General features: G+C 62.7%; 19 protein-coding genes. 13 read left to right on the plus strand and 6 right to left on the minus strand.

Features of this window, described 5'->3' with window-relative positions; translation table 11 throughout:
- Positions 1-182: 182 nt before the first annotated feature.
- The gene (locus BFQ00_RS08025) at positions 183-455 is read right to left on the minus strand and encodes a DUF1652 domain-containing protein (RefSeq protein WP_065933124.1); all 273 of its coding nucleotides are present in this window, start codon (positions 453-455) and stop codon (positions 183-185) included.
- A 199-nt stretch (positions 456-654) separates the two neighbouring features.
- Positions 655-1,158: an NUDIX hydrolase gene (locus BFQ00_RS08030; protein WP_065933125.1), complete on the minus strand. Its 504-nt coding sequence runs from the start codon at positions 1,156-1,158 to the stop codon at positions 655-657.
- Between the two features lie 489 nt (positions 1,159-1,647).
- Between BFQ00_RS08030 and BFQ00_RS08035 the strand changes: the two genes are divergently transcribed.
- The 8 genes from BFQ00_RS08035 to BFQ00_RS08070 all read left to right on the plus strand — a co-directional run bounded on the left by BFQ00_RS08035 (position 1,648) and on the right by BFQ00_RS08070 (position 15,929).
- Positions 1,648-3,081 (plus strand): serralysin family metalloprotease, encoded by a 1,434-nt coding sequence (locus BFQ00_RS08035; protein ID WP_065933126.1) that lies wholly within the window; start codon positions 1,648-1,650, stop codon positions 3,079-3,081.
- 47 nt (positions 3,082-3,128) lie between these two features.
- Positions 3,129-3,485 (plus strand): protease inhibitor Inh/omp19 family protein, encoded by a 357-nt coding sequence (locus BFQ00_RS08040; RefSeq protein ID WP_065888114.1) that lies wholly within the window; start codon positions 3,129-3,131, stop codon positions 3,483-3,485.
- A gap of 103 nt (positions 3,486-3,588) precedes the next feature.
- Positions 3,589-5,331, plus strand: coding sequence for a type I secretion system permease/ATPase (locus BFQ00_RS08045; RefSeq protein ID WP_065933127.1), 1,743 nt, complete (start codon positions 3,589-3,591; stop codon positions 5,329-5,331).
- Between the two features lie 91 nt (positions 5,332-5,422).
- Positions 5,423-6,715, plus strand: coding sequence for an HlyD family type I secretion periplasmic adaptor subunit (locus BFQ00_RS08050; RefSeq protein ID WP_065933128.1), 1,293 nt, complete (start codon positions 5,423-5,425; stop codon positions 6,713-6,715).
- 2 nt (positions 6,716-6,717) lie between these two features.
- Entirely contained in the window at positions 6,718-8,058 is a 1,341-nt protein-coding gene (locus tag BFQ00_RS08055) for a TolC family outer membrane protein (RefSeq protein ID WP_065933129.1), read from the plus strand.
- Positions 8,059-8,092: 34 nt separating this feature from the next.
- The gene (locus BFQ00_RS08060; protein ID WP_065933130.1) at positions 8,093-11,050 is read left to right on the plus strand and encodes an autotransporter serine peptidase EprS; all 2,958 of its coding nucleotides are present in this window, start codon (positions 8,093-8,095) and stop codon (positions 11,048-11,050) included.
- A 157-nt stretch (positions 11,051-11,207) separates the two neighbouring features.
- A complete protein-coding gene (locus BFQ00_RS08065; protein ID WP_065933131.1) occupies positions 11,208-14,327 on the plus strand; it encodes an autotransporter domain-containing protein in 3,120 nt (1,039 codons plus the stop codon).
- A 177-nt stretch (positions 14,328-14,504) separates the two neighbouring features.
- Complete coding sequence (locus BFQ00_RS08070; protein ID WP_065933132.1) at positions 14,505-15,929, plus strand: polyurethane esterase; 1,425 nt, start codon at positions 14,505-14,507, stop codon at positions 15,927-15,929.
- A gap of 132 nt (positions 15,930-16,061) precedes the next feature.
- On the opposite strand, the gene BFQ00_RS08075 is transcribed toward BFQ00_RS08070, so the two are convergent.
- Positions 16,062-16,286, minus strand: a complete 225-nt coding sequence (locus BFQ00_RS08075) for a YgdI/YgdR family lipoprotein (protein ID WP_057722473.1) — start codon at positions 16,284-16,286, stop codon at positions 16,062-16,064.
- Between the two features lie 188 nt (positions 16,287-16,474).
- On the opposite strand from BFQ00_RS08075, the gene BFQ00_RS08080 reads away from it, so the two are divergent.
- On the plus strand, positions 16,475-18,121 hold the full coding sequence (locus BFQ00_RS08080) for a VRR-NUC domain-containing protein (protein ID WP_065933133.1): 1,647 nt from the start codon (positions 16,475-16,477) through the stop codon (positions 18,119-18,121).
- Positions 18,118-20,376 (plus strand): ATP-dependent DNA helicase, encoded by a 2,259-nt coding sequence (locus BFQ00_RS08085; RefSeq protein ID WP_065933134.1) that lies wholly within the window; start codon positions 18,118-18,120, stop codon positions 20,374-20,376. Before BFQ00_RS08080 ends, BFQ00_RS08085 begins: the two co-directional genes overlap by 4 nt.
- A gap of 183 nt (positions 20,377-20,559) precedes the next feature.
- On the opposite strand, the gene BFQ00_RS08090 is transcribed toward BFQ00_RS08085, so the two are convergent.
- Together BFQ00_RS08090 and BFQ00_RS08095 are read right to left on the minus strand one after the other, a co-directional pair.
- Positions 20,560-21,510: an alpha-E domain-containing protein gene (locus BFQ00_RS08090; RefSeq protein ID WP_065893115.1), complete on the minus strand. Its 951-nt coding sequence runs from the start codon at positions 21,508-21,510 to the stop codon at positions 20,560-20,562.
- Positions 21,511-21,512: 2 nt separating this feature from the next.
- Positions 21,513-22,922, minus strand: a complete 1,410-nt coding sequence (locus tag BFQ00_RS08095) for a circularly permuted type 2 ATP-grasp protein (RefSeq protein WP_065933135.1) — start codon at positions 22,920-22,922, stop codon at positions 21,513-21,515.
- A gap of 428 nt (positions 22,923-23,350) precedes the next feature.
- Between BFQ00_RS08095 and BFQ00_RS08100 the strand changes: the two genes are divergently transcribed.
- The 3 genes from BFQ00_RS08100 (at position 23,351) to BFQ00_RS29965 (ending at position 24,340) form a co-directional block, all read left to right on the plus strand.
- The gene (locus BFQ00_RS08100) at positions 23,351-23,896 is read left to right on the plus strand and encodes a hypothetical protein (RefSeq protein ID WP_065933380.1); all 546 of its coding nucleotides are present in this window, start codon (positions 23,351-23,353) and stop codon (positions 23,894-23,896) included.
- Between the two features lie 85 nt (positions 23,897-23,981).
- The gene (locus BFQ00_RS08105; protein WP_065888125.1) at positions 23,982-24,194 is read left to right on the plus strand and encodes a hypothetical protein; all 213 of its coding nucleotides are present in this window, start codon (positions 23,982-23,984) and stop codon (positions 24,192-24,194) included.
- Positions 24,195-24,205: 11 nt separating this feature from the next.
- On the plus strand, positions 24,206-24,340 hold the full coding sequence (locus tag BFQ00_RS29965; protein WP_256095198.1) for a hypothetical protein: 135 nt from the start codon (positions 24,206-24,208) through the stop codon (positions 24,338-24,340).
- A gap of 21 nt (positions 24,341-24,361) precedes the next feature.
- Here the strand turns inward: BFQ00_RS29965 and BFQ00_RS08110 are convergent, their stop codons facing one another.
- On the minus strand, positions 24,362-25,708 hold the full coding sequence (locus BFQ00_RS08110; protein WP_065888126.1) for a cation:proton antiporter: 1,347 nt from the start codon (positions 25,706-25,708) through the stop codon (positions 24,362-24,364).
- Positions 25,709-25,714 lie beyond the last annotated feature (6 nt).

Genomic DNA, 25,714 nt, shown 5'->3' on the forward strand with positions numbered 1-25,714 from the left:
CCGGGTTACCCACGGATTCAAGCCTGCGTTCGGCCAGCGTGGTTTGACGGGGCGCCTGAGATCAACAGCAGATCAAGATCAAGAGCGACTCGCTGCGCATCGTGGTTACTGTTGGGCGCTGCTGAGTTGTGTAGTTACCTATGGCCATCGGGGGCAAGCCCCCTCCCACAGCTGGCAATCGATCAAGCCCGCAACGACAGCGGCGGCACAAAACTCTCGAGCTCATCTTCCACTGCCTCGATGATGCGCTCCACATCGGCGGCGTTCATCACGGTGGCGCAGGGAATGCCGGCGATGGCGATCAGTGTCTCGCCGCTGGTCCGCTCGAACAGGCGGGCCACCATGCTGCCGGGGGCGTCCATGCTCCCTTCGAAGCCCATCGGATGAAAATGCCAGCGCATCAACTGGCACGCGTTGGGAAAGGTCACTTTGTTCATATTGCCCACCTTGTTCATTGAGCGCTTCCTTTAGCTCGCGGCAGGGGCCAGGACCTTCAATAGCCCTGGTGTCGAGCACTAAAAATAGCATTCGTTCGCAAAGGGAAGGCGACTTTTTCAGGTCCGTTCGGCGGTTCCTTGACCTGGATCATGTCTTGCCGGCCGCCAGGCTGGCGAGAGACGCCACGGCATGGTCGACACATCGTTGCAAATCAAGTCAACGTCCTGACTCATCCGCTAACTGGATCAGCTCTGGGGAAGCGGGAGGGCCTTGAGTGAGCAGGCGTTGCAGATAATGTCCCAGGCGCGGTGGCACGATGAATTGTTCGGTGTGATTGATTTCCTCGACGCTCCACCAGCGCATCTCCTTGACCACGGCTTTCTCTTCGTCGGTCTGATGCCGTGTCGTGAAGTCGACGTGGGTAGCCCGATAGAGCAGAAAGGACTCATCCAGAAGAACCGGCGTGCCATTGCGTATTAATGTGTGTTTTCCCGTCCACACCAGGCGCCCTTGAAAAAGTTCTTCGGGGCGGTATCCCGCTTCCTCGAACAGCTCACGTTGTGCGGCGTCTTGAAGGCTTTCGTCCGGCTCGATTCCGCCACCCAGGGTGCACCAGAAGGTCCGGTCAGGCAGGGTCACCTGCATCAATAGAATTTGATCATGTGGATTGAGCAGAAGGGCCCGGACATTCTTTCGGCAGGGCTGATCACAGGGGTCCATGCAGGGGTTCCTTTTTGATCACGGCGTCCAACGCTAACGGAGAGTTCGCTGATATACGAGGTATACCTGACATTGACTCTCTTCAATCCCCGTCAAGTTGGCCCGTGTCCCGGCATCCGGGGGCAGACCAGCGACACTTTAATATGCAGGTAGTGGCTCATTAATATTGCTTATGCCACCGTGTCAATATATTGGATCCATTATTCAAGTACGGCGCTGAGTTAAAGCGCTTTAGCGCTATTTAATATTTAAATAACGCTGGGCTTAGATTAGGCGCGCAATGAGCAAGCGCGCCCAATAAATGCTGCGCGAGACTTCCTGATGTTGAACCTGCATCACCTTTTCATCAGTGAAATATGTGTAGACGAAAGATTTCAAGTTGTGTCAGTTTTCTTACGCCTTCAAAAGAGGTGAGTGATAGGACTATCCTCGCCCGCGAGGTTCCTATCGAACAAAGACTGATGCACTTGCAAACAAGGAAGTACGTTTATGTCAAAAGTAAAAGACAAGGCTATTGTATCTGCCGCGCAAGCCAGCACTGCTTACTCGCAAATCGATAGCTTCAGCCATTTGTACGACCGTGGCGGCAACCTCACGGTCAATGGCAAACCGTCCTACAGCGTGGACCAGGCAGCCACCCAGCTGCTGCGGGATGGCGCCGCGTACCGGGACTTTGATGGCAACGGCAAGATCGATCTGACCTACACCTTCCTCACCTCGGCTACCCAGAGCACCATGAACAAACATGGCATCTCGGGCTTCAGCCAATTCAACGCCCAGCAGAAAGCACAGGCCGCACTGGCCATGCAATCCTGGTCGGATGTGGCCAACGTGACCTTTACCGAAAAGGCCTCCGGCGGCGACGGGCACATGACCTTCGGCAACTACAGCGGCGGCCAGGACGGCGCGGCGGCGTTCGCTTACCTGCCCGGCACCGGCGCAGGCTACGACGGCACCTCGTGGTACCTGACCAACAACAGCTACACGCAGAACAAGGCGCCGGACCTGAACAACTATGGCCGGCAGACCCTGACCCACGAAATCGGTCACACCCTGGGCCTGGCTCACCCTGGCGACTACAACGCCGGGAACGGCAACCCGAGCTATAAAGACGCGACCTATGGACAGGACACGCGTGGCTATAGCCTCATGAGTTACTGGAGCGAGAGCAACACCAACCAGAACTTCAGCAAGGGCGGGGTCGAGGCTTATGCTTCCGGTCCGCTGATCGACGACATTGCCGCGATCCAGAAGCTCTACGGTGCCAACCTCAACACCCGCGCCGGTGACACCACCTACGGTTTCAACTCCAACACCGGGCGTGATTTCCTCAGCGCCACATCCAATGCCGACAAGCTGGTGTTCTCGGTATGGGACGGTGGCGGCAACGACACCCTGGACTTCTCCGGCTTTACCCAGAACCAGAAGATCAATCTCAATGCGACCTCGTTCTCCGACGTTGGCGGCCTGGTGGGCAACGTGTCCATCGCCAAGGGCGTCACCATCGAGAACGCGTTCGGCGGCGCGGGCAATGATCTGATCATTGGTAACCAGGCGGCCAACCTGATCAAGGGCGGGGCCGGCAACGACCTCATCTACGGCGGTGGCGGTGCGGACCAGCTGTGGGGCGGCGCCGGCAGCGACACCTTCGTGTACGGTGCCAGTTCCGACTCCAGGCCAGGGGCCGCAGACAAGATCTTTGACTTCACCTCGGGTTCGGACAAGATCGACCTGTCCGGTATCACCAAGGGTGCGGGCGTGACCTTCGTCAATGCGTTTACCGGACATGCCGGCGACGCAGTTCTGTCCTACGCCTCAGGTACCAACTTGGGTACGTTGGCGGTGGACTTCTCCGGGCACGGCGTGGCGGATTTCCTCGTCACCACCGTTGGCCAGGCGGCTGCCAGCGACATCGTGGCGTGATGTAAAGCGCGGCGCGCAGGCGCCGCGTTCCAGGATGGAGCCAGACGATGCAACGTTTTTCCAAGTGGTTGACCCTTTTGATCGTGTCGGCAGGAGCCCATGCAATGGCGAGCAGTCTTGTTTTACCCAGCACCGCGCAATTGGCGGGGCATTGGCAGTTGCACCAGGGTGACCAGGTGTGCGCGCTGGACCTGCAAGAGCAGGCCAACCGCCTGGGCGGCGATGTAGCGTGCGTGGCGCAATGGCTGGGTGAGAAGCCCCTGACCTGGTCGCCCACCCCGGACGGTATCTGGCTGATGAATGCCGAAGGCAGCGGGATCACGCACTTGAACCGCCAGGCGGAAGGCGAGTATGAGGGGCGCACTAAATCCGGTGCGGTAGTTGCATTGCGACGCACGCCTTAGTTTCCAGTTATAAGCTTATAACTTCATTTGTTAGTTGGCCGCGCCTTAATCAGGGGTTGGGCAACTATTGCGCGTTATCCGGGTTCAGGGAAGATAAGAATATATGGCCAAGCCCCATGCTGTTGCGCCCTTGTTCAAGGCGCTGGGTGAATACAAGAGCATCTTGATCAGCATTGGCTGTTTTACCGCCTTGATTAACCTGTTGATGCTGGTGCCATCGATTTACATGCTGCAAGTGTACGACCGCGTGCTGTCCTCCCAGAATGAAACGACGCTGGTGATGTTGACGCTGATGGTCGTCGGGTTCTTTGCCTTTATTGGCCTGTTGGAAGTGATCCGCAGTTTTGTAGTGATCCGCATCGGCAGCCAATTGGAGCGACGTTTCAACTTGCGCGTCTACCAGGCCGCCTTCGAACGCAACCTGCAACGCGGGCAGGGGCATGCGGGGCAATCCCTGGGCGATCTGACCCACATTCGCCAGTTCATTACGGGGCCTGCGCTGTTCGCGTTTTTCGACGCGCCCTGGTTTCCCATCTACCTGTTCGTGATTTTCCTGTTCAACGTGTGGCTTGGCGTACTGGCGACGGCGGGGGCGGTGCTGCTGATCGGCCTGGCCTGCCTGAACGAGTACCTGACCAAAAAGCCGCTGGGTGACGCCAGCGGTTTTTCCCAGCAGTCGACGCAGTTGGCCACCAGCCATCTGCACAATGCCGAAACCATCCAGGCCATGGGCATGCTCGGTGCGCTGCGCCAGCGCTGGTTCGCGGTGCATTCGCAGTTCCTCGGCTTGCAGAACCAGGCCAGCGACACCGGCTCGGTGATCACCTCGCTGAGCAAATCCTTGCGGCTGTGCCTGCAGTCCCTGGTTTTGGGGTTGGGCGCCTTTTTGGTGATCAAGGGCGATATGACTGCCGGGATGATGATCGCCGGCTCCATTTTGATGGGCCGGGTCCTCAGCCCCATCGACCAGTTGATCGCGGTATGGAAACAATGGAGCTCGGCCAAGCTGGCCTACCAGCGCCTTGACGAATTGCTGCGCGAGTTCCCTCCGGAAGGCGAGCAGATGGCCTTGCCTGCGCCCAAGGGCCAGGTCAGTTTCGAGCAGGTCAGCGCCGGCCCGCCCGGTCGACGCCTGGCGACCCTGCACCACGTCAGCTTCAACCTGGGCGCCGGCGAAGTGCTGGGCGTGCTGGGCGCTTCGGGCTCGGGCAAGTCCACCCTGGCCCGGGTGCTGGTGGGGGTATGGCCGACCCTGGCCGGCACCGTGCGCCTGGACGGCGCGGATATTCACCGCTGGGACCGCAATGACCTTGGCCCCCATATCGGCTACCTGCCCCAGGACATCGAACTGTTCAGCGGCAGCATCGCCGACAACATCGCGCGCTTTCGCGAAGCCGACCCGGAACAGGTGGTCAAGGCGGCGCAGCAGGCCGGGGTGCATGAATTGATCCTGCGCCTGCCCCAGGGCTACGACACCGTTCTGGGCGACAACGGCGGCGGCCTGTCCGGCGGGCAGAAGCAACGCGTGGCCCTGGCGCGCGCCTTGTACGGCGGGCCGCGCCTGATCGTGCTGGATGAGCCCAACTCCAACCTCGACACCGTTGGTGAAGCCGCACTGGCCAGCGCCATCATGCAGATGAAGGCCCAGGGCAGCAGCGTGGTGCTGGTGACGCACCGTTCCTCCGCCTTGGCCCAGGCCGACAAATTGCTGGTGCTCAGCGAAGGCCAGTTGCAGGCGTTCGGACCGAGCCAGGACGTGCTGCGCGCGTTGTCCGGCCAGCACGAGGCACCGAGGGAAAAAACCGGCGGTAGGAGCGAGCTGGCTCGCGAAAGTCGTCAACGATGACGCGCTCCGATTGGATACCCACAATGCCTGTGCGCTTTTCGCGAGCAAGCTCGCTCCTACACGTTTTGCGTCAAGCAGTAAGGATACGTGCATGATTTACGAACAACACGACGCGCGCTTCTTCGTGCGCATGGGCTGGCTGCTGACCGTGGTCGGCGCCGGCGGGTTTTTCCTCTGGGCCAGCCTGGCGCCGCTGGATCAAGGCATTCCGGTGCAGGGCACGGTGGTGGTGTCGGGCAAGCGCAAGGCCGTGCAGACCCTCAGCCCCGGCGTGGTCAGCCGGATCCTGGTGCGTGAAGGCGAGGTGGTGAAACAAGGCCAGCCGCTGTTTCGCCTCGACCAGACCCAGCACCAGGCCGACGTGCAATCGCTGCAAGCCCAGTACCGTATGGCCTGGGCCAGCGCCGCACGCTGGCAGAGTGAACGCGACAACTTGCCCGGCGTCAGCTTCCCCGCGCAACTGAGCGACAACCCCGACCCGGCCCTGGCGCTGGTACTTGAAGGCCAGCGCCAACTGTTCAGCAGCCGGCGCGAAGCCTTTGCCCGTGAGCAGGCCGGCATTCGGGCGAGTATCGACGGCGCCACGTCGCAGTTGGGCGGCATGCGCCGTGCCCGCAGCGACCTGACCGCCCAGGCGCAATCCCTGCGCGACCAGCTGAGCAGCCTGCAACCGCTGGCCGACAACGGCTATATCCCGCGCAACCGTCTGATGGACTACCAGCGCCAGTTGTCCCAGGTGCAGCAGGACCTGGCGCAGAACGCCGGCGAGAGTGGCCGCATCGAGCAGGGTATTGTCGAGTCGCGCCTCAAATTGCAGCAGCACAGCGAGGAATACCAGAAGGAAGTGCGCAGCCAATTGGCCGACGCGCAGCTGCGCAGCCTGACCCTGGAGCAGCAACTCACCTCCGCCGGGTTCGACTTGCAGCACAGCGAAATCAACGCGCCGGCCGATGGCATCGCGGTCAACCTCGGCGTACACACCGAGGGCGCCGTGGTGCGGGCCGGGGAAACGTTGCTGGAGATCGTGCCGCAAGGCACGCGCCTGGAGGTGGAAGGGCATTTGCCGGTGCACCTGGTGGACAAGGTTGGCACGCACTTGCCGGTGGACATCCTCTTCACCGCCTTCAACCAGAGCCGCACCCCGCGCGTGCCGGGAGAGGTGAGCCTGATTTCCGCCGACCAGATGCTCGATGAAAAGACCGGTGCGCCGTATTACGTGCTGCGCACCACCGTCAGCGAGGCGGCGCTGGAAACACTCCACGGCCTGGTGATCAAGCCGGGCATGCCCGCCGAGATGTTCGTGCGCACCGGCGAGCGCTCGTTGCTCAACTATCTGTTCAAGCCGCTGCTGGACCGCGCCGGCTCCGCGTTGACCGAGGAATGAACATGAAGCCTGTGTTCATCGCCTTGCTGTTCACTTGCGCCAGTGCCCACGCCGCCATGGGTCCGTTCGATGTGTACGAGCAGGCCCTGCGCAACGACCCGGTGTTCCTCGGCGCGATCAAGGAGCGCGACGCCGGCCTGGAAAACCGCACCATCGGCCGCGCCGGCCTGTTGCCGAGGCTGTCGTACAACTACAACAAGGGCCGCAACAATTCCGAAGCGCACCTGCCCGACGGCCGTGGCGGCAGCTATCGCGACGACCGCAACTACAACAGCTACGGTTCCACCTTCAGCCTGCAACAGCCGCTGTTCGACTACGAAGCCTACGCCAACTACCGCAAGGGCGTGGCCCAGGCGCTGTTCGCCGACGAGAGCTTTCGCGACAAGAGCCAGGCCCTGCTGGTGCGGGTGTTGAGCTATTACACTCAGGCGTTGTTCGCCCAGGACCAGATCGACATTGCCCGCGCCAAGAAGAAAGCGTTCGAGCAGCAGTTCCAGCAGAACGAACACTTGTTCAAGGCGGGCGAGGGCACGCGCACGGACATCCTGGAAGCTGAATCGCGCTATGAACTGGCTACCGCCGAAGAGATCCAGGCCCTGGATGAGCAGGATGCCTCCCTGCGCGAACTGGGCGCGCTGATCGGTGTGCAAAGCGTCAATATCGACGACCTCGCACCGCTGAACCAGAGCTTCGCCGCATTCAGCCTGAGCCCGGCCAACTACGCCACCTGGCACGAACTGGCATTGACCAACAACCCGGTGCTGGCCTCGCAGCGCCAGTCCGTGGAAGTGGCGCGCTATGAAGTGGAGCGCAACCGCGCCGGGCACCTGCCGAAAATTACCGCCTATGCCAGTTCGCGCAAGCAGGAATCGGACAGCGGCAACACCTACAACCAGCGCTACGACACCAACACCATCGGCGTCGAAGTCAGCCTGCCGCTGTATGCCGGTGGGGCTATCTCGGCCTCCACGCGCCAGGCCAGCCGCGCCATGGAGCAGGCCGAGTACGAACTGGAAGGCAAGACCCGCGAAACCCTGATCGAACTGCGCCGCCAGTTCAGTGCGTGCCTGTCGGGGGTGAGCAAGCTGCGCGCCTATCAGAAGGCCCTGGCCTCGGCCGAGGCACTGGTGGTGTCGACCAAGCAAAGCATCCTCGGCGGCGAGCGGGTCAACCTCGATGCGTTGAACGCCGAGCAACAGCTCTACAGCACCCGCCGCGACCTGGCCCAGGCGCGGTACGACTACCTGATGGCCTGGACCAAATTGCATTACTACGCGGGCAACCTGCGCGACACCGACCTGGCCAAGGTGGACGAAGCCTTCGGCCCGGAGCGAACGCGGTAGGGGCACGACATAACAATAAAACAGGAGTGTACGGATGATCACCGATTCACCACGGTTCAAACCCTTCACCGCAGGCTCATTGCTGCTGTTGTCCGTTGCGGCGCAGGCGCAATACACCGAGACCGGCCAAGCGGGTAACCCCGCCAGTTGGCGTTCCGCCGAATACCAGAGCGATTGGGGCCTGGGGCGCATGAAGGCCGATGAAGCCTATGCCGCCGGAATCAGCGGCAAGGGCGTAAAAATCGGCGCGCTGGATTCGGGGTTCGACGCCAATCACCCCGAAGCGTCCAAAGAGCGCTTCCACCCGGTCACCGCCAGCGGCACGTACGTCGATGGCAGTGCCTTCAGCACCACGGGCGCGCTCAACCCGAACAACGACTCCCACGGTACGCACGTCACCGGCACCATGGGCGCGGCGCGCGACGGCGTGGGCATGCATGGTGTGGCGTACAACGCACAGGTCTACGTCGGCAACACCAACGCCAACGACAGCTTCCTGTTCGGCCCGACCCCGGACCCCAAGTATTTCAAGACGGTGTACAGCGCCCTGGTGGATTCCGGCGTGCGCGCCATCAACAACAGTTGGGGCAGCCAACCCAAGGACGTCAGCTACCAGACCCTCGGTGACCTGCACGCGGCCTACGCCCAGCACTACAACCGCGGTACCTGGCTGGACGCGGCGGCGGATGTGGCCAAGGCCGGCGTGATCAACGTGTTCAGCGCCGGCAACAGCGGCTATGCGAATGCCAGCGTGCGCTCGGCGCTGCCGTACTTCCAGCCGGAACTGGAAGGTCACTGGCTGGCGGTGTCGGGGCTGGATAAGGCCAACAACCAGAAGTACAACAAGTGCGGCATCGCCAAATACTGGTGCATCTCTACTCCGGGTGCGCTGATCAACAGCACCATCCCGGAAGGTGGTTATGGGGTGAAATCCGGCACCTCAATGTCCGCGCCCCATGCCACCGGCGCCCTGGCGCTGGTGATGGAGCGCTATCCCTACATGACCAACGAACAGGCGCTGCAGGTACTGTTGACCACCGCCACGCAGCTTGACGGCTCAATCACCCAGGCCCCCAACGCCATCGTCGGCTGGGGCGTGCCGGACCTCGGCCGGGCGATGCACGGGCCGGGGCAGTTGCTCGGCGCGATGAACGTGAACCTCGCGGCCGGGCAGGGCGATGTGTGGAGTAACGGCATCTCCGACCAGGCCTTGCTCCAGCGCCAGGCCGAAGACCGCGCCGAACACAGCGCCTGGCAGCAAACCCTGCTCGATAAAGGCTGGCAGAACGGCCTGAGCGCCAGCGCCAGCCAGCAGGACCAGACCGACTACGCCGTGGGCAGCGCGCGTGATCAGGCGGCGGCGAACCGCGTGTACGAAGGCAGCCTGATCAAATCCGGCGCGGGCAGCCTGGTGCTCAGCGGCGACAGCACCTATCGCGGTCCAACCCTGGTCAACGGCGGCCTGCTGGCGGTGAACGGCGCGTTGACCTCGGCCGTAACGGTCAACGACAGCGGCACCCTAGGCGGTTCCGGGCGGATCGGCGCGCTGTCGGTCAACCACGGCGGGCGCGTGGCGCCGGGTAACTCGGTGGGCACCTTGCAGGTAGCTGGGGATGTGAACCTGGGCGCAGGCTCCACCTATGCAGTTGAACTCACCCCCACCCGTAGCGACCGCATCGTCGCCGGCGGCAAGGCTGTGCTGGGGGGCGGTACGGTCACCCTGGCCCTGGAAAACAGCCCGACATTATTAAGCCAGAGCCAGGCCCAGAGCCTGATCGGCCGGCAATATTCGATCCTTGAGGCAGCCGGCGGTATCCAGGGCCAGTTCGGCCAGGTGCTGCCGAACTATCTGTTCCTCGGCGGCACGCTGGATTACGCCGCCAACGGCGTGCAACTGGCGGTGGGGCGCAATGACGCCAGCTTCGCCAGCGTCGCCGCCACCCGCAATCAGCGCGCCGTCGCCACGGCCGCCGAGCAGTTGGGGGCCGGCAACCCGGTGTACGAAAGCCTGCTGCAATCGGACTCGATAGCCACGGCGCAACAGGGCTTGCAGCAACTGTCCGGTGAGATCTACCCGGGCGTGGGCGCGATGTTGATCAACGACAGCCGCCAACTGCGCGACGCGGTGGGCGAGCGCCTGCGCCATGTGCCGGTGGCCGGTGAACGCAACCTGTGGTTCAAGGCCCTGGGCGCCTGGGGCAAGTCCGATACGCGCGGTGAAACGGCGGGTTCCACCACCTCCCTCGGCGGTTTGCTGGCGGGTGTCGACGGCGCACTGGACGAACAGACCCGCGTCGGTGTGGTCGCCGGCTACAGCGACAGCTCGTTGAACATGGGCGGCGGCACCCATTCCTCGGCGTCCATCGACAGCTATCACTTCGGCGCCTATGCCGGGCGTGAGCTGGGCGACTGGCGCCTGAGTGTTGGCGGTGCCTACAGCTGGCATCGCGGCGATGTGAAGCGCGACCTGCAATACGGCGAGGTCAGCGGCAAGCAAAAGACCAAGCTGGAGGCGCGCACCGCGCAGTTGTTCACCGAAGCGGCGTACCGCATTCACCTGCAACCGCTGGCACTGGAACCCTTCGCCAACCTGGCCTACGTGCACCTGGACAGCGATTCGTTCCACGAAAAAGGCGCAGCGGCGGCCCTGGAGCGCGGCGATGACCGACGTGATGCGGTGCTCGGCACCCTCGGCGTGCGCGCACTGAAAACCGTGGTGTTGAACGACCATCAACAACTGGAACTGTCCGGCTCGCTGGGCTGGCAACACAGCCTGACGGCGGTGGAGTCCGAGGAGCACCTGGCGTTTGTCGCCGGCGGGCCGTCCTTTGCCGTGCGCAGCGCACCGTTGCTGCGCGACGCCGCGTTGGTAGGACTGCAGGCGAGCCTGGCGCTGAGCCCGTCGACACGGGTCAACCTGGATTACAACGGCCAATTGGGCGGGCGCGAGAAAACCCAGGGCGTGGGGCTAAGCCTGAACTGGCAGTTCTAAAGGCACACCACAAATCAAATGTGGGAGGGGGCTTGCCCCCGATGAGGGTGGGTCAGCCGGTACATCCGGCGACTGACACTCCGCTATCGGGGGCAAGCCCCCTCCCACAGGGAAAGTGATTCACCTACTGGCAATAAGAAAACTAAGGAAGGTCACCGTGAAAAAACGCAAGTCAGGGTTCACCATTGCCCTCCACACAGGGCCGGGCTATCCGCTCAAGGCGTTGAGCCGCGTGCCATACGGCGCGTTGCTGTGCTGCCTGGCCAGCGGCCTCGCAAGCATGCAAACCGCCCAGGCCGCACCCTATGTGGAAACCGGCAAGCCGGGCGATGCCGCCAGTTGGCGCAGCAACGAGTTCAAGGCCGATTGGGGCCTGGGCGCCGTGCACGCCGACACCGCGTATGCCGCCGGCTACACCGGCAAGGGCGTCAAGCTGGGCATCTTCGACCAGCCGGTGTACGCCCAGCATCCGGAATTCGCCAGCCCGGGCAAAGTGGTGACGATCGTCACCGAGGGCATCCGCCAGTACACCGACCCGTACATTCCGGTGAAGGCCGGTGATGCGTTTCGCTATGACGGCACGCCGTCCCTGGGCTCCAACGGCAAGTTGGGCAACCACGGCACCCATGTCGGCGGCATTGCGGCGGGTAACCGCGACGGCGGGCCGATGCATGGCGTGGCGTTCAACGCGCAAATCATCAGCGCCGAAAACGGCGACCCAGGCCCGGAAGACGGGATCATCCTGGGCAACGATGGCGCGGTGTACAAAGCCGGTTGGGATGCGCTGGTCGCCAGCGGCGCGCGCATCATCAACAACAGCTGGGGCATCGGCATCGGCGATCAGTACGCCAAGGGCGGTCGCGATCCGGCGTTCCCCAACTTCACGGTCAATGAAGCCCAGGCGCAGTTCAACAACATCCGGCCGATCCTCGGCACGATTGCAGGCGGTGCCTATCAAGGAGCGATCGACGCGGCCCGCAGCGGTGTGCTGACCATCTTTGCCGCCGGTAACGACTACAACCGCAACAACCCGGATGCGATCTCGGGCCTGGCGTATTTCGTGCCGCAGATTGCGCCGAACTGGCTGTCGGTGGCGGCCCTGCAGCAGAACCCGGATACCACGAGCGCCAACCCCTACGTGATCAGCACCTTCTCCTCGCGCTGTGGCTATGCGGCGAGTTTCTGCGTAGCGGCGCCGGGTACGAAGATTTTCAGTTCGATCATCAACGGCACCAACCTGGACAACCTCACCAACGACTACGCCAACTTCAACGGCACCTCCATGGCCGCGCCCCATGTGGCCGGCAGTGCGGCGGTGCTGATGGAGCGCTTCCCGTACATGAGCGGCGACCAGATCTCCACGCTGCTCAAGACCACCGCCACCGACCTTGGCGCGCCGGGCATCGACTCGCTGTATGGCTGGGGCATGATCAACCTGGGCAAGGCGGTCAACGGCCCGGGGATGTTCGTTACCGCCGAGGATATTCCGGCCGAGTTTCGCATCGACGGCGCGTATGGCAGTGGCCAGTTCGTCGCCGACCTGCCGGGCATTGGCGCGGTGGTGGACGCCGGCAAACCGACCCAGCGCGTGTGCACCGACATCCATTGCGGGCTGGACGTGTGGAGCAATGACATCGCCGGGCATGGCGGCCTGACCAAGCAGGGCGTTGGCACCCTGGTGCTGACCGGCGCCAACACCTACAGCGGCCCGACCCTGGTCAACCAGGGCTTGCTGGCGATCAACGGCTCGCTCACCTCCGACGTGACCGTCAGCCAGAGCGGCGTGGTCGGTGGCTCGGGGCGTATCGGCTCGCTGACCGCCAGAAGCGGCGGCACCGTGGCGCCGGGCAACTCCATCGGCACGCTGAACGTGGCGGGCAATGTCACCTTCGATGCAGGCTCGACTTATGCGGTGGAATTGTCGCCCACGAGCAGCGACCGCATCGTCGCCGGCGGCACCGCCACACTCAACGGCGGTACCGTGACCCTGGCCCTGGAAAACAGCCCGACCTTGCTCAGCGCGACCCAGGCGCAAAGCCTGATCGGCCGCCAGTACACCATCCTGCAAGCGGCGGGCGGTATTACCGGCCGCTTCGGTGCGGTACTGCCGGACTACCTGTTCATCGGCGGCACGTTGAACTATGCGGCGGGCGGTGTGCAGCTGGATGTGGCACGCACCAACAGCTTCGCCAGCGTGGCCGCGACGCCAAACCAGCGCGCCGTCGCCGCAGCCGCTGAGCAATTGGGCGCGGGCAACGGCGTGTATGAAAGCCTGTTGCTGGCCCCGACGGCGGCCTCGGCACAGGGCGCGTTCCAGCAACTGAGTGGCGAAGTCTATCCAGCCCTGGAGACTGCGTTGGTCAATGACAGCCGCTACGTGCGCGAAGCGGTTGGCGAGCGCCTGCGCAACGGTGAAATGGGCGCGACCAGCCAGGCCATCGACAGCCGTGGCAACGTGTGGGTAAAAGCGCTGGGGGCCTGGGGCAAGACCGACAGCCGCAGCGACACGGCGGGCTACACCACGTCCATCGGCGGCATGCTGGCCGGCGTCGACGGTGCCCTCGACGACGCAACGCGCATCGGCCTGGTGGCCGGCTACAGCGATACGTCTCTGAACATGGGCAGCGACACCCATAGCCGTGCCTCGGTCGACAGCTACCACTTCGGTGCCTATGCCGGGCATGAAATCGGCGCCTGGCGCCTGAGTGGCGGCGCAACCTACAGCTGGCACCGCGCCGATGTGAAGCGCGACCTGCAATACGGCGATGTCAGCGGCAAGCAGAACGCCAAGGTCGATGCCCACAGCACCCAGGTGTTCACCGAGGCGGCGTACCGCATCAACCTGCAACCCTTGGCGCTTGAGCCATTCGCCAACCTGGCCTACGTGCACCTGGACACGGACAGCTTCAAAGAGAAGGGCGATGCCGCTGCGCTGAAAAGTGGCGACGACAGCCGCGACCTGGTGCTGAGCACCCTGGGTGTGCGCGCCTTGAAAACCTTCAACATCAATGATCACCAGCAACTGGAAGTGTCCGGGAGCCTGGGCTGGCAGCACAATCTGAGCAGCACGGACGCCGAGCAGCACCTGGCGTTTGCCTCCGGCGGCCCTTCGTTCGCGGTGGAAAGCGCGCCGATGGTGCGCGATGCCGCCCTGGTCGGGGCACGGGTGAGCCTGGCCCTGAGCAAGGATGCGCGGGTGAACTTCGACTACAACGGTTTGCTGGCCAGCAAGGAGAAAGTGCATGGCGTCGGTTTGAGCCTGGACTGGGCGTTCTGACGCGTTAAAAACCACTGCAGGAGCGAGCTTGCTCGCGAAAAACTCAAGTGCGGCGCGGTTGTTCAGGTAGAGCGCGTCATCGTTGACGATCTTCGCGAGCAAGCTCGCTCCTACAGTTGGTAATGGACAAGAGGTGTTTCGCTTTCTCGACAAATCCAACAACAGAGAGGCACTGCCATGGGTATCTTTGACTATAAAAACCTCGGGACCGAGGGCTCCAAGACGTTGTTCGCCGATGCGATGGCGATCACGCTGTATGCGTATCACAACCTGGATAATGGCTACGCCGTGGGGTATCAACACAACGGCCTGGGCCTGGGTTTACCGGCCACGCTGGTGCAGGCGCTGCTGGGCAGTACCGATTCCCAGGGGGTCATTCCCGGCATTCCGTGGAACCCGGATTCGGAAAAAGCCGCCCTCGACGCGGTGCAGCAAGCCGGTTGGACGCCGATCAGCGCCAGCAGCCTCGGCTACACCGGCAAGGTCGACGCCCGGGGGACGTTTTTCGGCGAAAAGCCCGGCTACACCACGGCCCAGGTCGAAGTGCTGGGCAAGTACGATGACGCAGGCAAATTGCTGGAAATCGGTATCGGTTTTCGCGGCACGTCCGGGCCGCGTGAACACCTGATCAGCGATTCGATCGGCGATGTCATCAGCGACCTGCTCGCCGCGTTCGGGCCCAAGGACTACGCGAAAAACTACGTCGGCGAAGCCTTCGGCGGCTTGCTCAAGAACGTCGCCGAGTTTGCCGGTGCCCACGGCCTCAACGGCCAGGACGTACTGGTCAGCGGTCACAGCCTCGGTGGGCTGGCGGTCAACAGCATGGCCGACTTGAGCGACAGTAAATGGTCGGGCTTCTACAAGGACGCCAACTATGTGGCCTATGCCTCGCCGACCCAGAGCGGCGGTGACAAAGTGCTGAACGTGGGCTACGAAAATGACCCGGTGTTCCGTGCGCTGGATGGCGCATCGTTCAACCTGTCGTCCCTGGGCGTGCACGACAACCCCCATGAGTCCACCACCGACAATATCGTCAGCTTCAACGACCACTACGCGTCATCGTTGTGGAACGTGCTGCCGTTTTCCATCCTCAACCTGCCGACCTGGGTGTCGCACTTGCCCACCGGCTACGGCGATGGCATGACGCGCATTCTCGACTCCGGCTTCTATGAGCAGATGACCCGCGACTCCACGGTGATCGTCGCCAACCTGTCCGACCCCGCGCGGGCCACCACCTGGGTGCAGGACCTCAACCGCAATGCCGAAGCGCACAAGGGCGACACATTCATCATCGGCAGTCACGGCGACGACCTGATCCAGGGCGGCAAGGGCGCGGACTTTATCGAGGGCGGCAAAGGCAATGACACGATCCGCGACAGCAGCGGGCATAACACCTTCCTGTTCAGCGGGCACTTTGGCAATGATCGCGTGGTGGGCTACCAGGCGACGGACAAGCTGGTCTTCACGGACGTGCAGGGCAGCGCGGATTATCGCGATCATGCCAAGCTGGTCGGCGGGGATACGGTGATCAGCTTCGGCGCCGACTCGGTGACACTGGTGGGGGTGAGCAGTTTGTCGGGGGAGGGGGTTTTGATCGGCTAACGATTGGAATGCGGTAAAAACTGTGGGAGGGGGCTTGCCCCCGATTGCGGTGTATCAGCCTGCTTATATGTAGCTGACCTACCGCTATCGGGGGCAAGCCCCCTCCCACATTTGATATAGGCCAGCCTGAAATTATTGTTCCTTGCGCACCGTCGCCACATCATCGGCCTTGATACGGATACGCTTGCCGGCGATGTCGGTGAATTCGTAGAAGCCGTCGGCGGTCTTGGCGTTGGGTGTGTCCTTGGTCAGATACTGTGTGCCGTTTTGCAACGTGACCACCGTTTGCGTGGAGCAACCGGCCAATACCAGAAAAGTGAGTGCAACCAGCGGAAGACCCAAATTCTTCATGTTCATTACCCTTACCTTTAACCCTGAAAAGTCCCGCAGCGTCTGGCTGCGAGGCATAAATGTTACGCGATCAGCTCCCTCATCTGATCGCTTTTTTTCAAAAAGTTGCAGGCGCCATTTATCTATTACTGATTGCAACAAACCGTTTGCAGCGTCACTCTGTATGCATAACCAGTAGTTGACCGCGTTGTGCCATGAGCCACCCCCTCGAAGACCCCTTGTATTACCTGCACAACTTCCGCCAAGTGCTGATGTGGTTGGAGCAGCGCTATGCCGATCTGCTCGACCCGGACGAATTGCAGTTCATTCAGCAATTCGACAGGTTGCCCCAGGCGTCACAAGCGTTATTGGTGCGCATGGTCATGCGCAAGGGCGTGCATTTTCGTGGGGCAAAGCTCAACTACCTGGAAATCGGCTGCCCGCATGCGGCCATGCAACCACTGCTGGCGTCCGGTTGGGTCGAGGAGCAATGCCAGTTGGGCTTTGAAGAGCTGTTCGGCTTGCTGCAAAAAAGTGAGTTGCTTGCGGCGTTCAAGCCCTGGATCGAGCACCCCAGGGGCCGCAAAACCGACTGGCTGGCGCCATTGGCGGCGCAGTTCAATGAAAGCCGCAGCTTCGCCCTTTGGTGCCCCGACCTGCAAGACGTGCTCTACAGCCTGACGGTGATGCCGTTGTGCGACCGCTTGCGCCTGATGTTTTTCGGCAACCTGTATCAGGACTGGTCGGAGTTCGTGCTGGCGGACCTGGGCATCTACACCTACGAGAAGGTCGCGTTCTGCGCCGAGTCCCGAGGGTTGCGCAGCCGCGCCGACGTCGAGGGCTTTTTATTCCTGCACCAGTGCCAGCAGGCTTTTGATGCGGGCCAGGCGCTGGAAACGGTGTTGGCGCACATCGCCACGCTGCACACCGACAACCCCTGGCTGGAAAAACGCCGCGCCAAATTGCTGTTCCAGATCGGCCAATACTGCGAGCGCAGCGCTGAGTTGAGCGTGGCCGAGCAGATCTATCGTGGCTGCGCCTATCCCGGCGCGCGTGCGCGGCTGATCCGCGTGCTGGAGCGCCAGGAGGCCTATGCACAGGCCCTGGCATTGGCCGTGGCGGCGCAACAGGCACCGCAAAGCGCCGCCGAGCAGCAACACCTGCTGCGCGTAGTGCCGCGTCTGCGGCGCAAGCTGGGTGAACCCAAAGTGCCCAAGGCCAAGCCGCGAGCCGTCACGCGCCTGGACCTGGCACTGACGCCGCCGCAACCGCTGATGTCGGTGGAATATTGTGTGCAGGCCCACCTGAGCGAGCCGGACGCGCCGGTGCATTACGTGGAAAACGGCCTGATCAACTCGCTGTTCGGCCTGCTGTGCTGGGACGTGATCTTCGCGCCGCTGCCGGGCGCGTTTTTCCACCCGTTCCAGCGCGGGCCTGCCGACTTGCACAGTGAGGACTTTCATCAACGCCGAACCGAGTTGTTCAGCACGTGCTTTGAGCAACTGCGGGACGAGCGCTACAAGACCACCATTCGCCAGCGTTACGTGGACAAATGGGGCATTCAATCGCCCTTTGTGTTCTGGAACCTGCTCAGCGAAGAGCTGCTGGAGCAGGCCCTGACGTGCCTGCCGGCCGAACACTTGCGCTACTGGTTCGAGCGGCTGCTGCTGGATATCCGCGCCAACCGCACCGGGATGCCCGACCTGATCCAGTTCTGGCCGGCGCAGAAGACCTACCGCATGATCGAGGTCAAGGGCCCTGGCGACCGCCTGCAGGACAACCAACTGCGCTGGCTGGAGTTCTGCGGCGAGTACCAGATGCCGGTCACGGTCTGCTATGTGCGCTGGGCAGAGCCCGCTTGAGCTACAGCGTCGCGGTGCGCGCGTTGTGCGAGTTCACGGCCAAGGTCGGTGACCTGGATCTGCGCTTTACCCCGTCGCCCAGTGCCCAGGAAGGCATCGTCGGCCATCGCACGGTGGCGTCGCGGCGCAGCGCGCATTACCAGAACGAAGTCGCGCTCGAGGGCGAGCACGAGCAACTCAAGGTGCGGGGCAGGGCGGACGGCTATGACCCGGACAGCAACCGCCTCGAAGAAGTAAAAACCTATCGCGGCGACCTTAAGGCCCAGCCCGCCAACCATCGGCAATTGCATTGGGCCCAGGTCAAGGTCTATGGCTGGCTGATGTGCCAGAAGCTGGGGCTCGATGAGATCGAGCTGGCGCTGGTGTATTTCGATATCGTCGGCGAGGGCGAGACCCTGCTCAAGCAGCGCTTTGCCGCGCCGGACCTGGAGCGCTTCTTCAAGCAGCAATGCGCGCTGTTTCTCGACTGGGCCCACCAGCAGATGCAACACCGTGAGGCGCGCAACCGTGACGCCCAAGGCCTGGCGTTTCCCCATGCCGAGTTTCGCAGCGGCCAGCGTTCGCTGGCCGAATCGGTGTACAAGGCGGTGAGCACCGGCCGTTGTCTGATGGCCCAGGCGCCGACCGGCATCGGCAAGACCGTCGGCACGCTGTTTCCGATGCTCAAGGCCCTGGCGCCGCAGCAGTTGGACAAGGTGTTTTTCCTCACCGCCAAGACCCCGGGCCGCAAGCTGGCGCTGGATGCCGCCCAGGTTCTTTACGACAGCAGCCCCGAGCTGTCCCTGCAGGTGCTGGAACTGGTGGCCCGGGACAAGGCCTGCGAGCACCTGGACAAAGCCTGCCACGGTGACTCGTGCCCGCTGGCCAGGGGCTTTTACGATCGCTTGCCCGCCGCCCGCCAGGCGGCAGCCAGGGTGCGTCTGCTCGATCAGCGTCACCTGCGGGAGGTGGCGCTGGCCCACGACGTCTGCCCGTATTACCTGAGCCAGGAAATGGCGCGCTGGACCGACGTTGTGGTTGCCGACTACAACTACTATTTCGACTTCGGCGCCATGCTCTTCGGGCTGGCGCAGCTCAATCAGTGGCGTGTCGCGGTGCTGGTCGACGAGGCGCATAACCTGGTCGAGCGCGCGCGTTCGATGTACAGCGCCAGCCTCGACCAGTACAGCCTCAAGACGCTGCGCGACAGCGCCCCCGAGCCGTTGAAAAAGCCCTTGCAGCGCCTGAACCGTGAGTGGAATGCGCTGCACAAGGACCAACTGGCGCCGTATCAGGCATACGCGGCCAAACCCGACAAGCTGCTCCAGGCCCTGAGCCAGTGTGCCAGCGCCATGGGCGACTATTTCAACGACCACCCCGAAGCCCTCAGTGGCGACTTGCAGGCCTTTTACTTCGAGGCGCTGCAATTTAACAAGGTGGCCGAGCTGTTCAATGAACACTTCATCTTCGATATCAGCAAACGCCAGTTCAGCGCCAAGCGCAGCAGCTCGACCCTGTGCCTGCGCAACGTGGTGCCGGCCGAGTTCATTCGCCCCAGGTTGACGGCCGCGCGCAGCAGCGTGCTGTTTTCCGCGACCCTCAGCCCCCGCCACTACTACGCCGACCTGCTCGGGTTGCCGCCGGACACCGCCTGGGTCGACGTCGAATCGCCGTTCAAGGCCGAGCAACTGCAGGTGAGCATCGTCGACCGCATCTCCACGCGGTTCGTGCACCGCCAGGCGTCGCTGGAACCCATTGTGGAACTGATCGCCCGGCAATTCGCCACGCAGCCGGGCAACTACCTGGCGTTTTTCTCCAGCTTCGATTACCTGCAACAAGTCGCGCAGCTGCTGGCTGAGCGGCACCCGCAGATTGCGCTGTGGCTGCAGTCGCGGGGCATGGCCGAAGCTGAACGCCAGGCCTTTCTGGACCAGTTCACCCCGCACAGCCAGGGCGTGGGTTTTGCGGTACTGGGTGGCGCCTTTGGCGAAGGCATCGATTTGCCCGGTGCGCGCCTGATCGGCGCGTTCATCGCCACCCTGGGCCTGCCGCAGCTCAATCCGGTGAATGAACAGATGAAAGCGCGCATGGGCGCGATCTTCGGCGCGGGCTATGACTACACCTATTTGTATCCCGGTATCCAGAAAGTGGTGCAGGCAGCGGGGAGGGTGATCCGCAGTCAACACGACCGCGGTGTGGTGATGTTGATCGATGATCGCTTTGGCGAGGCGCGGGTGAGGCAGTTGTTGCCCCGTTGGTGGGCACCAACGACCTGAGGGACTCACCGCCATTCAAAAGTGGGAGGGCTTGCCCTGATACCCGCTGTAGGAGCGAGCTTGCTCGCGAAAAACTCACCGGCACCGCGTTCATTCAGGAAGCACGCGTTATCGTTGACGTTTTTCGCGAGCAAGAGCTAGGCGCCCCCCTCGCTCCTACAGACGGCGGCACTGTGTTGGGGCTTAGACCACTTCCAGGTAGGAGCTTTGTATCGCCCGCGCCAGTTCGCGCACGGTGTCGATGAAGTCGGTCAGCCGGGTGTGCAGCCCGTCTTCCAGAATCTCATCGATCCCGGTGTACCGCAGGCGCGCCTCGAATTCGGCGGCCAGGCGCTGTGCTGTGCGGCCGTAACTGCCGGGCAGGTCGGCGAGGATGTGGCTCAGTTCCTCGATGCACGCATGCAGTGAACGCGGCACGTCGCTGCGCAACAGCAGCAGCTCGGACACCGAGCGGGCGTTCAAGGCATTCGGATACAGCTCGGTATAGGCTTCGAACGAGGACAGCGCGCGCAGCAGGGCGCTCCACTGGTAATAGCCGCGTGCCGACACGTCGCTGACTTCTTCGGACTCTTCACCAAACATCTCATAGCGCGCATCCAGCAGGCGCAGGGTGTTGTCCGCACGTTCGACGAAGGTGCCCAGGCGAATGAATCGATAGGCGTCATTGCGCATGATGGTGCCGGAGGTTGCGCCGCGAAACAGGTGCGAGCGTTGCTTGACCCAGTCACAGAAATGGCTGATGCCATGCCGCGCCAGGCCGCCGGCGGCGATGCTGCGCATTTCCAGCCAGGTGGCGTTGAGGTTTTCCCACATGTCGGCGGTGATGCGTCCGCGCACGGCATGGGCATTGCCCCTGGCAGCGCGCAGGCAGTTGTAGATACTGGCCGGGTTTTCTTCATCCAGGGCGAAAAAGTGCAGCATGCGCCCGGCGTCCAGTTGCTGATGGCGCTCAAGGTAACTGTCCAGGGTGCCGCTGCTGAGCAGCGACATCGCCAGTTCATCGAGCCCATCGCTGCGCCCGGCCTGGGGCATCAACGACAGCGAATAACTGACTTCCAGCATGCGCGCCAGGTTCTCGGCGCGCTCAAGATAGCGGGACATCCAATACAGATCTGCGGCGGTTCTACTCAACATACTCAGCCCTCCACCACCCAGGTGTCCTTGGTTCCGCCGCCTTGCGACGAGTTGACGATCAGCGAGCCTTCCTTGAGCGCTACACGGGTCAGGCCGCCGGGCACCAGGCGGGTTTCCTTGCCCGAGAGCACGAACGGGCGCAGGTCGATATGCCGCGGCGCGATGCCGTTTTCGACGAAGGTCGGGCAGGTGGACAGGCTCAGGGTCGGTTGCGCGATATAGGCATGGGGACGCGCCTTGATGCGCTGGCGAAAGTCCTCGATCTCGGCAGCGCTGGACGCCGGTCCCACCAGCATGCCGTAGCCGCCCGAGCCCTGGGTTTCCTTGACCACCAGCTGCGCAAGGTTGGCCAGCACATGGGACAGTTCATCCGGCTTGCGGCACTGGAAGGTCGGGACGTTCTGCAGGATGGGTTCTTCATCCAGGTAAAAACGGATCATGGCCGGCACATAGGGGTAGATCGACTTGTCGTCGGCCACGCCGGTGCCGATGGCGTTGGCCAGTACCACGTTGCCCGCGCAATAGGCGGCCACCAGGCCGGGCACGCCGAGCATCGAGTCGGGGTTGAACGCCTGCGGGTCGAGGAAGGCGTCATCGATGCGTCGGTAGATCACATCAACCGCCTTGGGGCCGTCGGTGGTGCGCATGAATACCTTGAGGTCGTGCACGAACAGGTCGGCGCCTTCCACCAGCTCCACGCCCATTTCCCGGGCCAGGAAGGCATGCTCGAAGAAGGCGCTGTTGAAGCGCCCCGGGGTGAGGACCACCACGTTGGGGTTGTCCAGGCGGCTGGCGCTTTTCAGGGTCTTGAGCAGCAGGTTGGGGTAGTGGTCCACCGGCGCGATGCGCTGCCTGGCGAACACTTCCGGGAACAGGCGCATCATCATCTTGCGGTCTTCGAGCATGTAGCTGACGCCGCTGGGGGTGCGCAGGTTGTCTTCGAGTACGTAGTAGGTGCCGTCGCCGTCGCGCACCAGGTCGACGCCGGAGATGTGCGAGTAAATGTCGCGGTGCAGGTCCAGCCCGACCATCGCCTTCTGATAGCCCTCATTGCCCAGCACCTGGTCTGCCGGGATGATGCCGGCCTTGATGATGCGCTGGTCGTGGTAGATATCGGCGAGAAACATGTTCAACGCGGTGACCCGCTGGATACAGCCGCGCTCGATCACGCTCCATTCGCTGGCGGGAATGCTGCGCGGGATGATGTCGAAGGGGATCAGGCGCTCGGTGTCTTGCTCGTCGCCGTACAGGGTGAAGGTGATCCCGGCGCGGTGGAACAGCAAATCCGCTTCACGGCGACGCTGGGCCAGCAGTTCCGGCGGCGTATTGGCCAGCCAGCGGGAGAAATCCTGATAATGCGCACGGCAGGCGCCGTCTGCATCATTCATTTCATCGAAGAAAGATCGAGCCATTCCAGTACCTTGTCAGTGCCCAGCCTTGCTTGGTTGGCAGCTTGCTTGGGTGGCACTGCCGCTAAAAACGCTTTTCTTATGAGCCTGTGGCTAAGGGTGCCAACAGGCCTGGTCCTTACTTTCTTATGGAGTCGGCTCTGGGTCGGGGGGTAACGAATGCTCCTGTTTACCGGCGGATGAATGGATTAAGCAAGGCCTGTGCCGGAAACGGCAGTCACTACCGGTAAATCCTCTGTAGGAGCGAGCTCGCTCGCGAAGAACGCACGGGCAATGGGTTCAAGCAGACTGGCGCTTCATCGTTGACGATCCTCGCGAGCAAGCTCGCTCCTACGGGGGGCGGGGGGTGCTCTGATTTGGTGCGCGACGAACTTGAACTTCACCCAGGTCCGCTTCTTCTAATGAGCCTTGAAACCGGATGGAGCCGCATCGTGCCCAGAATTATTTCGCCCAACACGCCGGAAGCGGCGTTGACCGACCACAGCGAGCACAACGCCAAGATCTTCGGTTCGCCTAAGGACCGTCTCGACTTCTATCGTCGCGAGATCCAGTACGAAACCAGCATCCTGGCCAACCGCACCGACGCCTACCTAACCGCCCAGTCATTCCTGGTAATTGCCTTCGTCTCCGGCATGGGCAATCTGAACCCGGAGTGGGGCAAGTTGTTCACCCTGGTGGTGCCGGTGATTCTCGCCGCCCTGGGCATTCTCAGCTCACTCAACGCCTGGCCCGGCATCCGCGCCGCGTACGAGATCATCGATCACTGGCACTACAAGCAAAGCGAGTTGCTGCGCAGTGAGCCGGTGATGGGCATGGCCTATGATGAGTCGCCGCTGTTTTCCGAAATGGAGTCCACCCACAAGGGCTATCGCAAGTCCCTGCTGTTCTCCATGCGCGCGCCGTGGTTGTTCATGGGGTTCTGGCTGGTGTTGGGCATCTATGCCTTTTACATCCAGGTCGACAACCCTTTGCGCTGAGCAATTGGACGGAACTTCACCCGTTAACCCGGCGCCTTAGTTTTACGGGGTACAGATTCCCCGCAAGCCTGCAATGAGGTGCGCCATGACCACAGATCACGATCCCCAGACCACTGACCGCAACGACCCGGCGATCGACGCCGGCAAGCCGGCCCCCGGCACTGGCGCCGATGCGCCCAAGGACCCGACGCCGGCCAGCGACCCGGATGCCCAGGAAAACGACTACAGTCCGGACTTCAAGCCTGAGCCTGAGCACAAGCCTGAAACCGATGCCGATATCGATACCCAGGGCGGTTAGAGGAGACAGTCATGTCAAAAGAACTGGACGAAGAACTCAATGATCCGGGCAATGAAGACCCGGGCTCCTTGATGGACGATGCCGAAGTGCCGCTCAACGATCTGGATGAAGCGGCGGACGTCGGCAATACCGAAGATCAGCACTGATCCGGCGGCGCGCCCCGGGATTCACTGTTTCTGCGCGGTGCGCCGTTCGTACCACACCAGCATCGGCTGAGTGCTCAAACCATGCACCATGATGCTCAACGCAATCACCGAAAGCGTTAGGTTCACCGCCACGGCGCTGCTGGTGCCGATCAGTCCGTGGTTGAGGGCGTAGAACAGGTAGTAGATGCTGCCGATTCCGCGAATGCCGAACCAACTGACCAGGCTACGTTGGCGACGGTCCATCAGGCTGCCCCACGGCATGGCGAACACGCTGAGCGGGCGAATCACGCAAAACAGCAGCGCGGCCAGCGCCAGCGCGCGCCAATCCCAATGGCTGACCAGCACGATGCCCAGCACGGTCACCAGGAACACTTCCATGGAGCGCTCCACCAGGCTGCCGAAGGCGAGCATGTCGCCCATCATTACGCCGGCCGCGATTTGCGTATCCTGCAATTGACTCACATCGCCATGCAGGGCCTGTTCAGGCTCGATCTCCAGGTGACCCACCACCGGCTGCGCCAGATGCTCGGCGGGTGTCTGGGCGTAACCGGTGGACTTGAACTCGGCCTGGCGCAGCCCCAGGCCCGCCGCGAATACCGACAGGAAGCCATAGCCACCGATGGCTTCAGCGCTGACATAGGCCAGGGCGATCAGCGCCAGGGTCAGGTAGTCATTGGGTGACAAGGTGCTGTCGGCATTGATCAGGCGCAGGCGCAAGGTCAAACGACCGATGCCACGCCCCATCCAGTAACCCGTCAACAGCCCGGCCGGCACTGCCCACAGCAGGTTTTTCAGCACCCAGCCACCGAACCAGTCGCCATCGAAACCGCCATGCTGCATGAACAGCAGGCCGAAGATCACAAAGGGAAAGGCGGTGCCGTCGTTCAAGCCGGCTTCGCCGGACAGGCCGAAACGCAGCGGGTCGTAGTCCTGGGCATTATTGACCTGAACCAGGCCGGCCAGTACCGGGTCGGTGGGCGCCAGCATCGCGCCCACCAACAGCGACACGCCCCACGACAGCTGGAACAGGTAATGCAGCGCCAGGCAGGCGCCGAAGATGGTCAGCAGCATCACCGGCCCGGCCATGCCAAAGGCGATGCGCCAGGTGCGGTGCCTGAGCGGCAGGCGCAGTTTCAAGCCGCTGACGAACAGCGAAAACAGCACCGCGACTTCAGTCAGGTGCTCCATCCAGCGGGCTGAGCCCTTGATGTCCAGGTCCAGCAGGTCCACGCCCAGCGGGCCGATGGCGATGCCCAACAGCAGGCACACCGCCGAGGTGGTCACCGGCATCCAGCGCAGGTAGGAGGACGTGAGGGCGAGGGTCAGCAATACGGCGCCCAGTACGGCCAACCATAGAATGAATGTCATCGAACG

The sequence above is a fragment of the Pseudomonas sp. 28 E 9 genome, from assembly GCF_900004785.1.
Taxonomy (GTDB): Bacteria; Pseudomonadota; Gammaproteobacteria; order Pseudomonadales; family Pseudomonadaceae; genus Aquipseudomonas; species Aquipseudomonas orientalis_A.

What these genes read in the sequence shown, in the direction of transcription:
- BFQ00_RS08095 (WP_065933135.1), bottom strand. Translation starts at nt 22,922, where the DNA reads ATGGCTCGATCTTTCTTCGATGAAATGAATGATGCAGACGGCGCCTGC.
- BFQ00_RS08075 (WP_057722473.1), bottom strand. Translation starts at nt 16,286, where the DNA reads ATGAACATGAAGAATTTGGGTCTTCCGCTGGTTGCACTCACTTTTCTG.
- BFQ00_RS08090 (WP_065893115.1), bottom strand. Translation starts at nt 21,510, where the DNA reads ATGTTGAGTAGAACCGCCGCAGATCTGTATTGGATGTCCCGCTATCTT.
- BFQ00_RS29965 (WP_256095198.1), top strand. Translation starts at nt 24,206, where the DNA reads ATGTCAAAAGAACTGGACGAAGAACTCAATGATCCGGGCAATGAAGAC.
- BFQ00_RS08050 (WP_065933128.1), top strand. Translation starts at nt 5,423, where the DNA reads ATGATTTACGAACAACACGACGCGCGCTTCTTCGTGCGCATGGGCTGG.
- BFQ00_RS08035 (WP_065933126.1), top strand. Translation starts at nt 1,648, where the DNA reads ATGTCAAAAGTAAAAGACAAGGCTATTGTATCTGCCGCGCAAGCCAGC.
- BFQ00_RS08030 (WP_065933125.1), bottom strand. Translation starts at nt 1,158, where the DNA reads ATGGACCCCTGTGATCAGCCCTGCCGAAAGAATGTCCGGGCCCTTCTG.
- BFQ00_RS08040 (WP_065888114.1), top strand. Translation starts at nt 3,129, where the DNA reads ATGCAACGTTTTTCCAAGTGGTTGACCCTTTTGATCGTGTCGGCAGGA.
- BFQ00_RS08055 (WP_065933129.1), top strand. Translation starts at nt 6,718, where the DNA reads ATGAAGCCTGTGTTCATCGCCTTGCTGTTCACTTGCGCCAGTGCCCAC.
- BFQ00_RS08110 (WP_065888126.1), bottom strand. Translation starts at nt 25,708, where the DNA reads ATGACATTCATTCTATGGTTGGCCGTACTGGGCGCCGTATTGCTGACC.
- BFQ00_RS08060 (WP_065933130.1), top strand. Translation starts at nt 8,093, where the DNA reads ATGATCACCGATTCACCACGGTTCAAACCCTTCACCGCAGGCTCATTG.
- BFQ00_RS08080 (WP_065933133.1), top strand. Translation starts at nt 16,475, where the DNA reads ATGAGCCACCCCCTCGAAGACCCCTTGTATTACCTGCACAACTTCCGC.
- BFQ00_RS08070 (WP_065933132.1), top strand. Translation starts at nt 14,505, where the DNA reads ATGGGTATCTTTGACTATAAAAACCTCGGGACCGAGGGCTCCAAGACG.
- BFQ00_RS08105 (WP_065888125.1), top strand. Translation starts at nt 23,982, where the DNA reads ATGACCACAGATCACGATCCCCAGACCACTGACCGCAACGACCCGGCG.
- BFQ00_RS08025 (WP_065933124.1), bottom strand. Translation starts at nt 455, where the DNA reads ATGAACAAGGTGGGCAATATGAACAAAGTGACCTTTCCCAACGCGTGC.
- BFQ00_RS08045 (WP_065933127.1), top strand. Translation starts at nt 3,589, where the DNA reads ATGGCCAAGCCCCATGCTGTTGCGCCCTTGTTCAAGGCGCTGGGTGAA.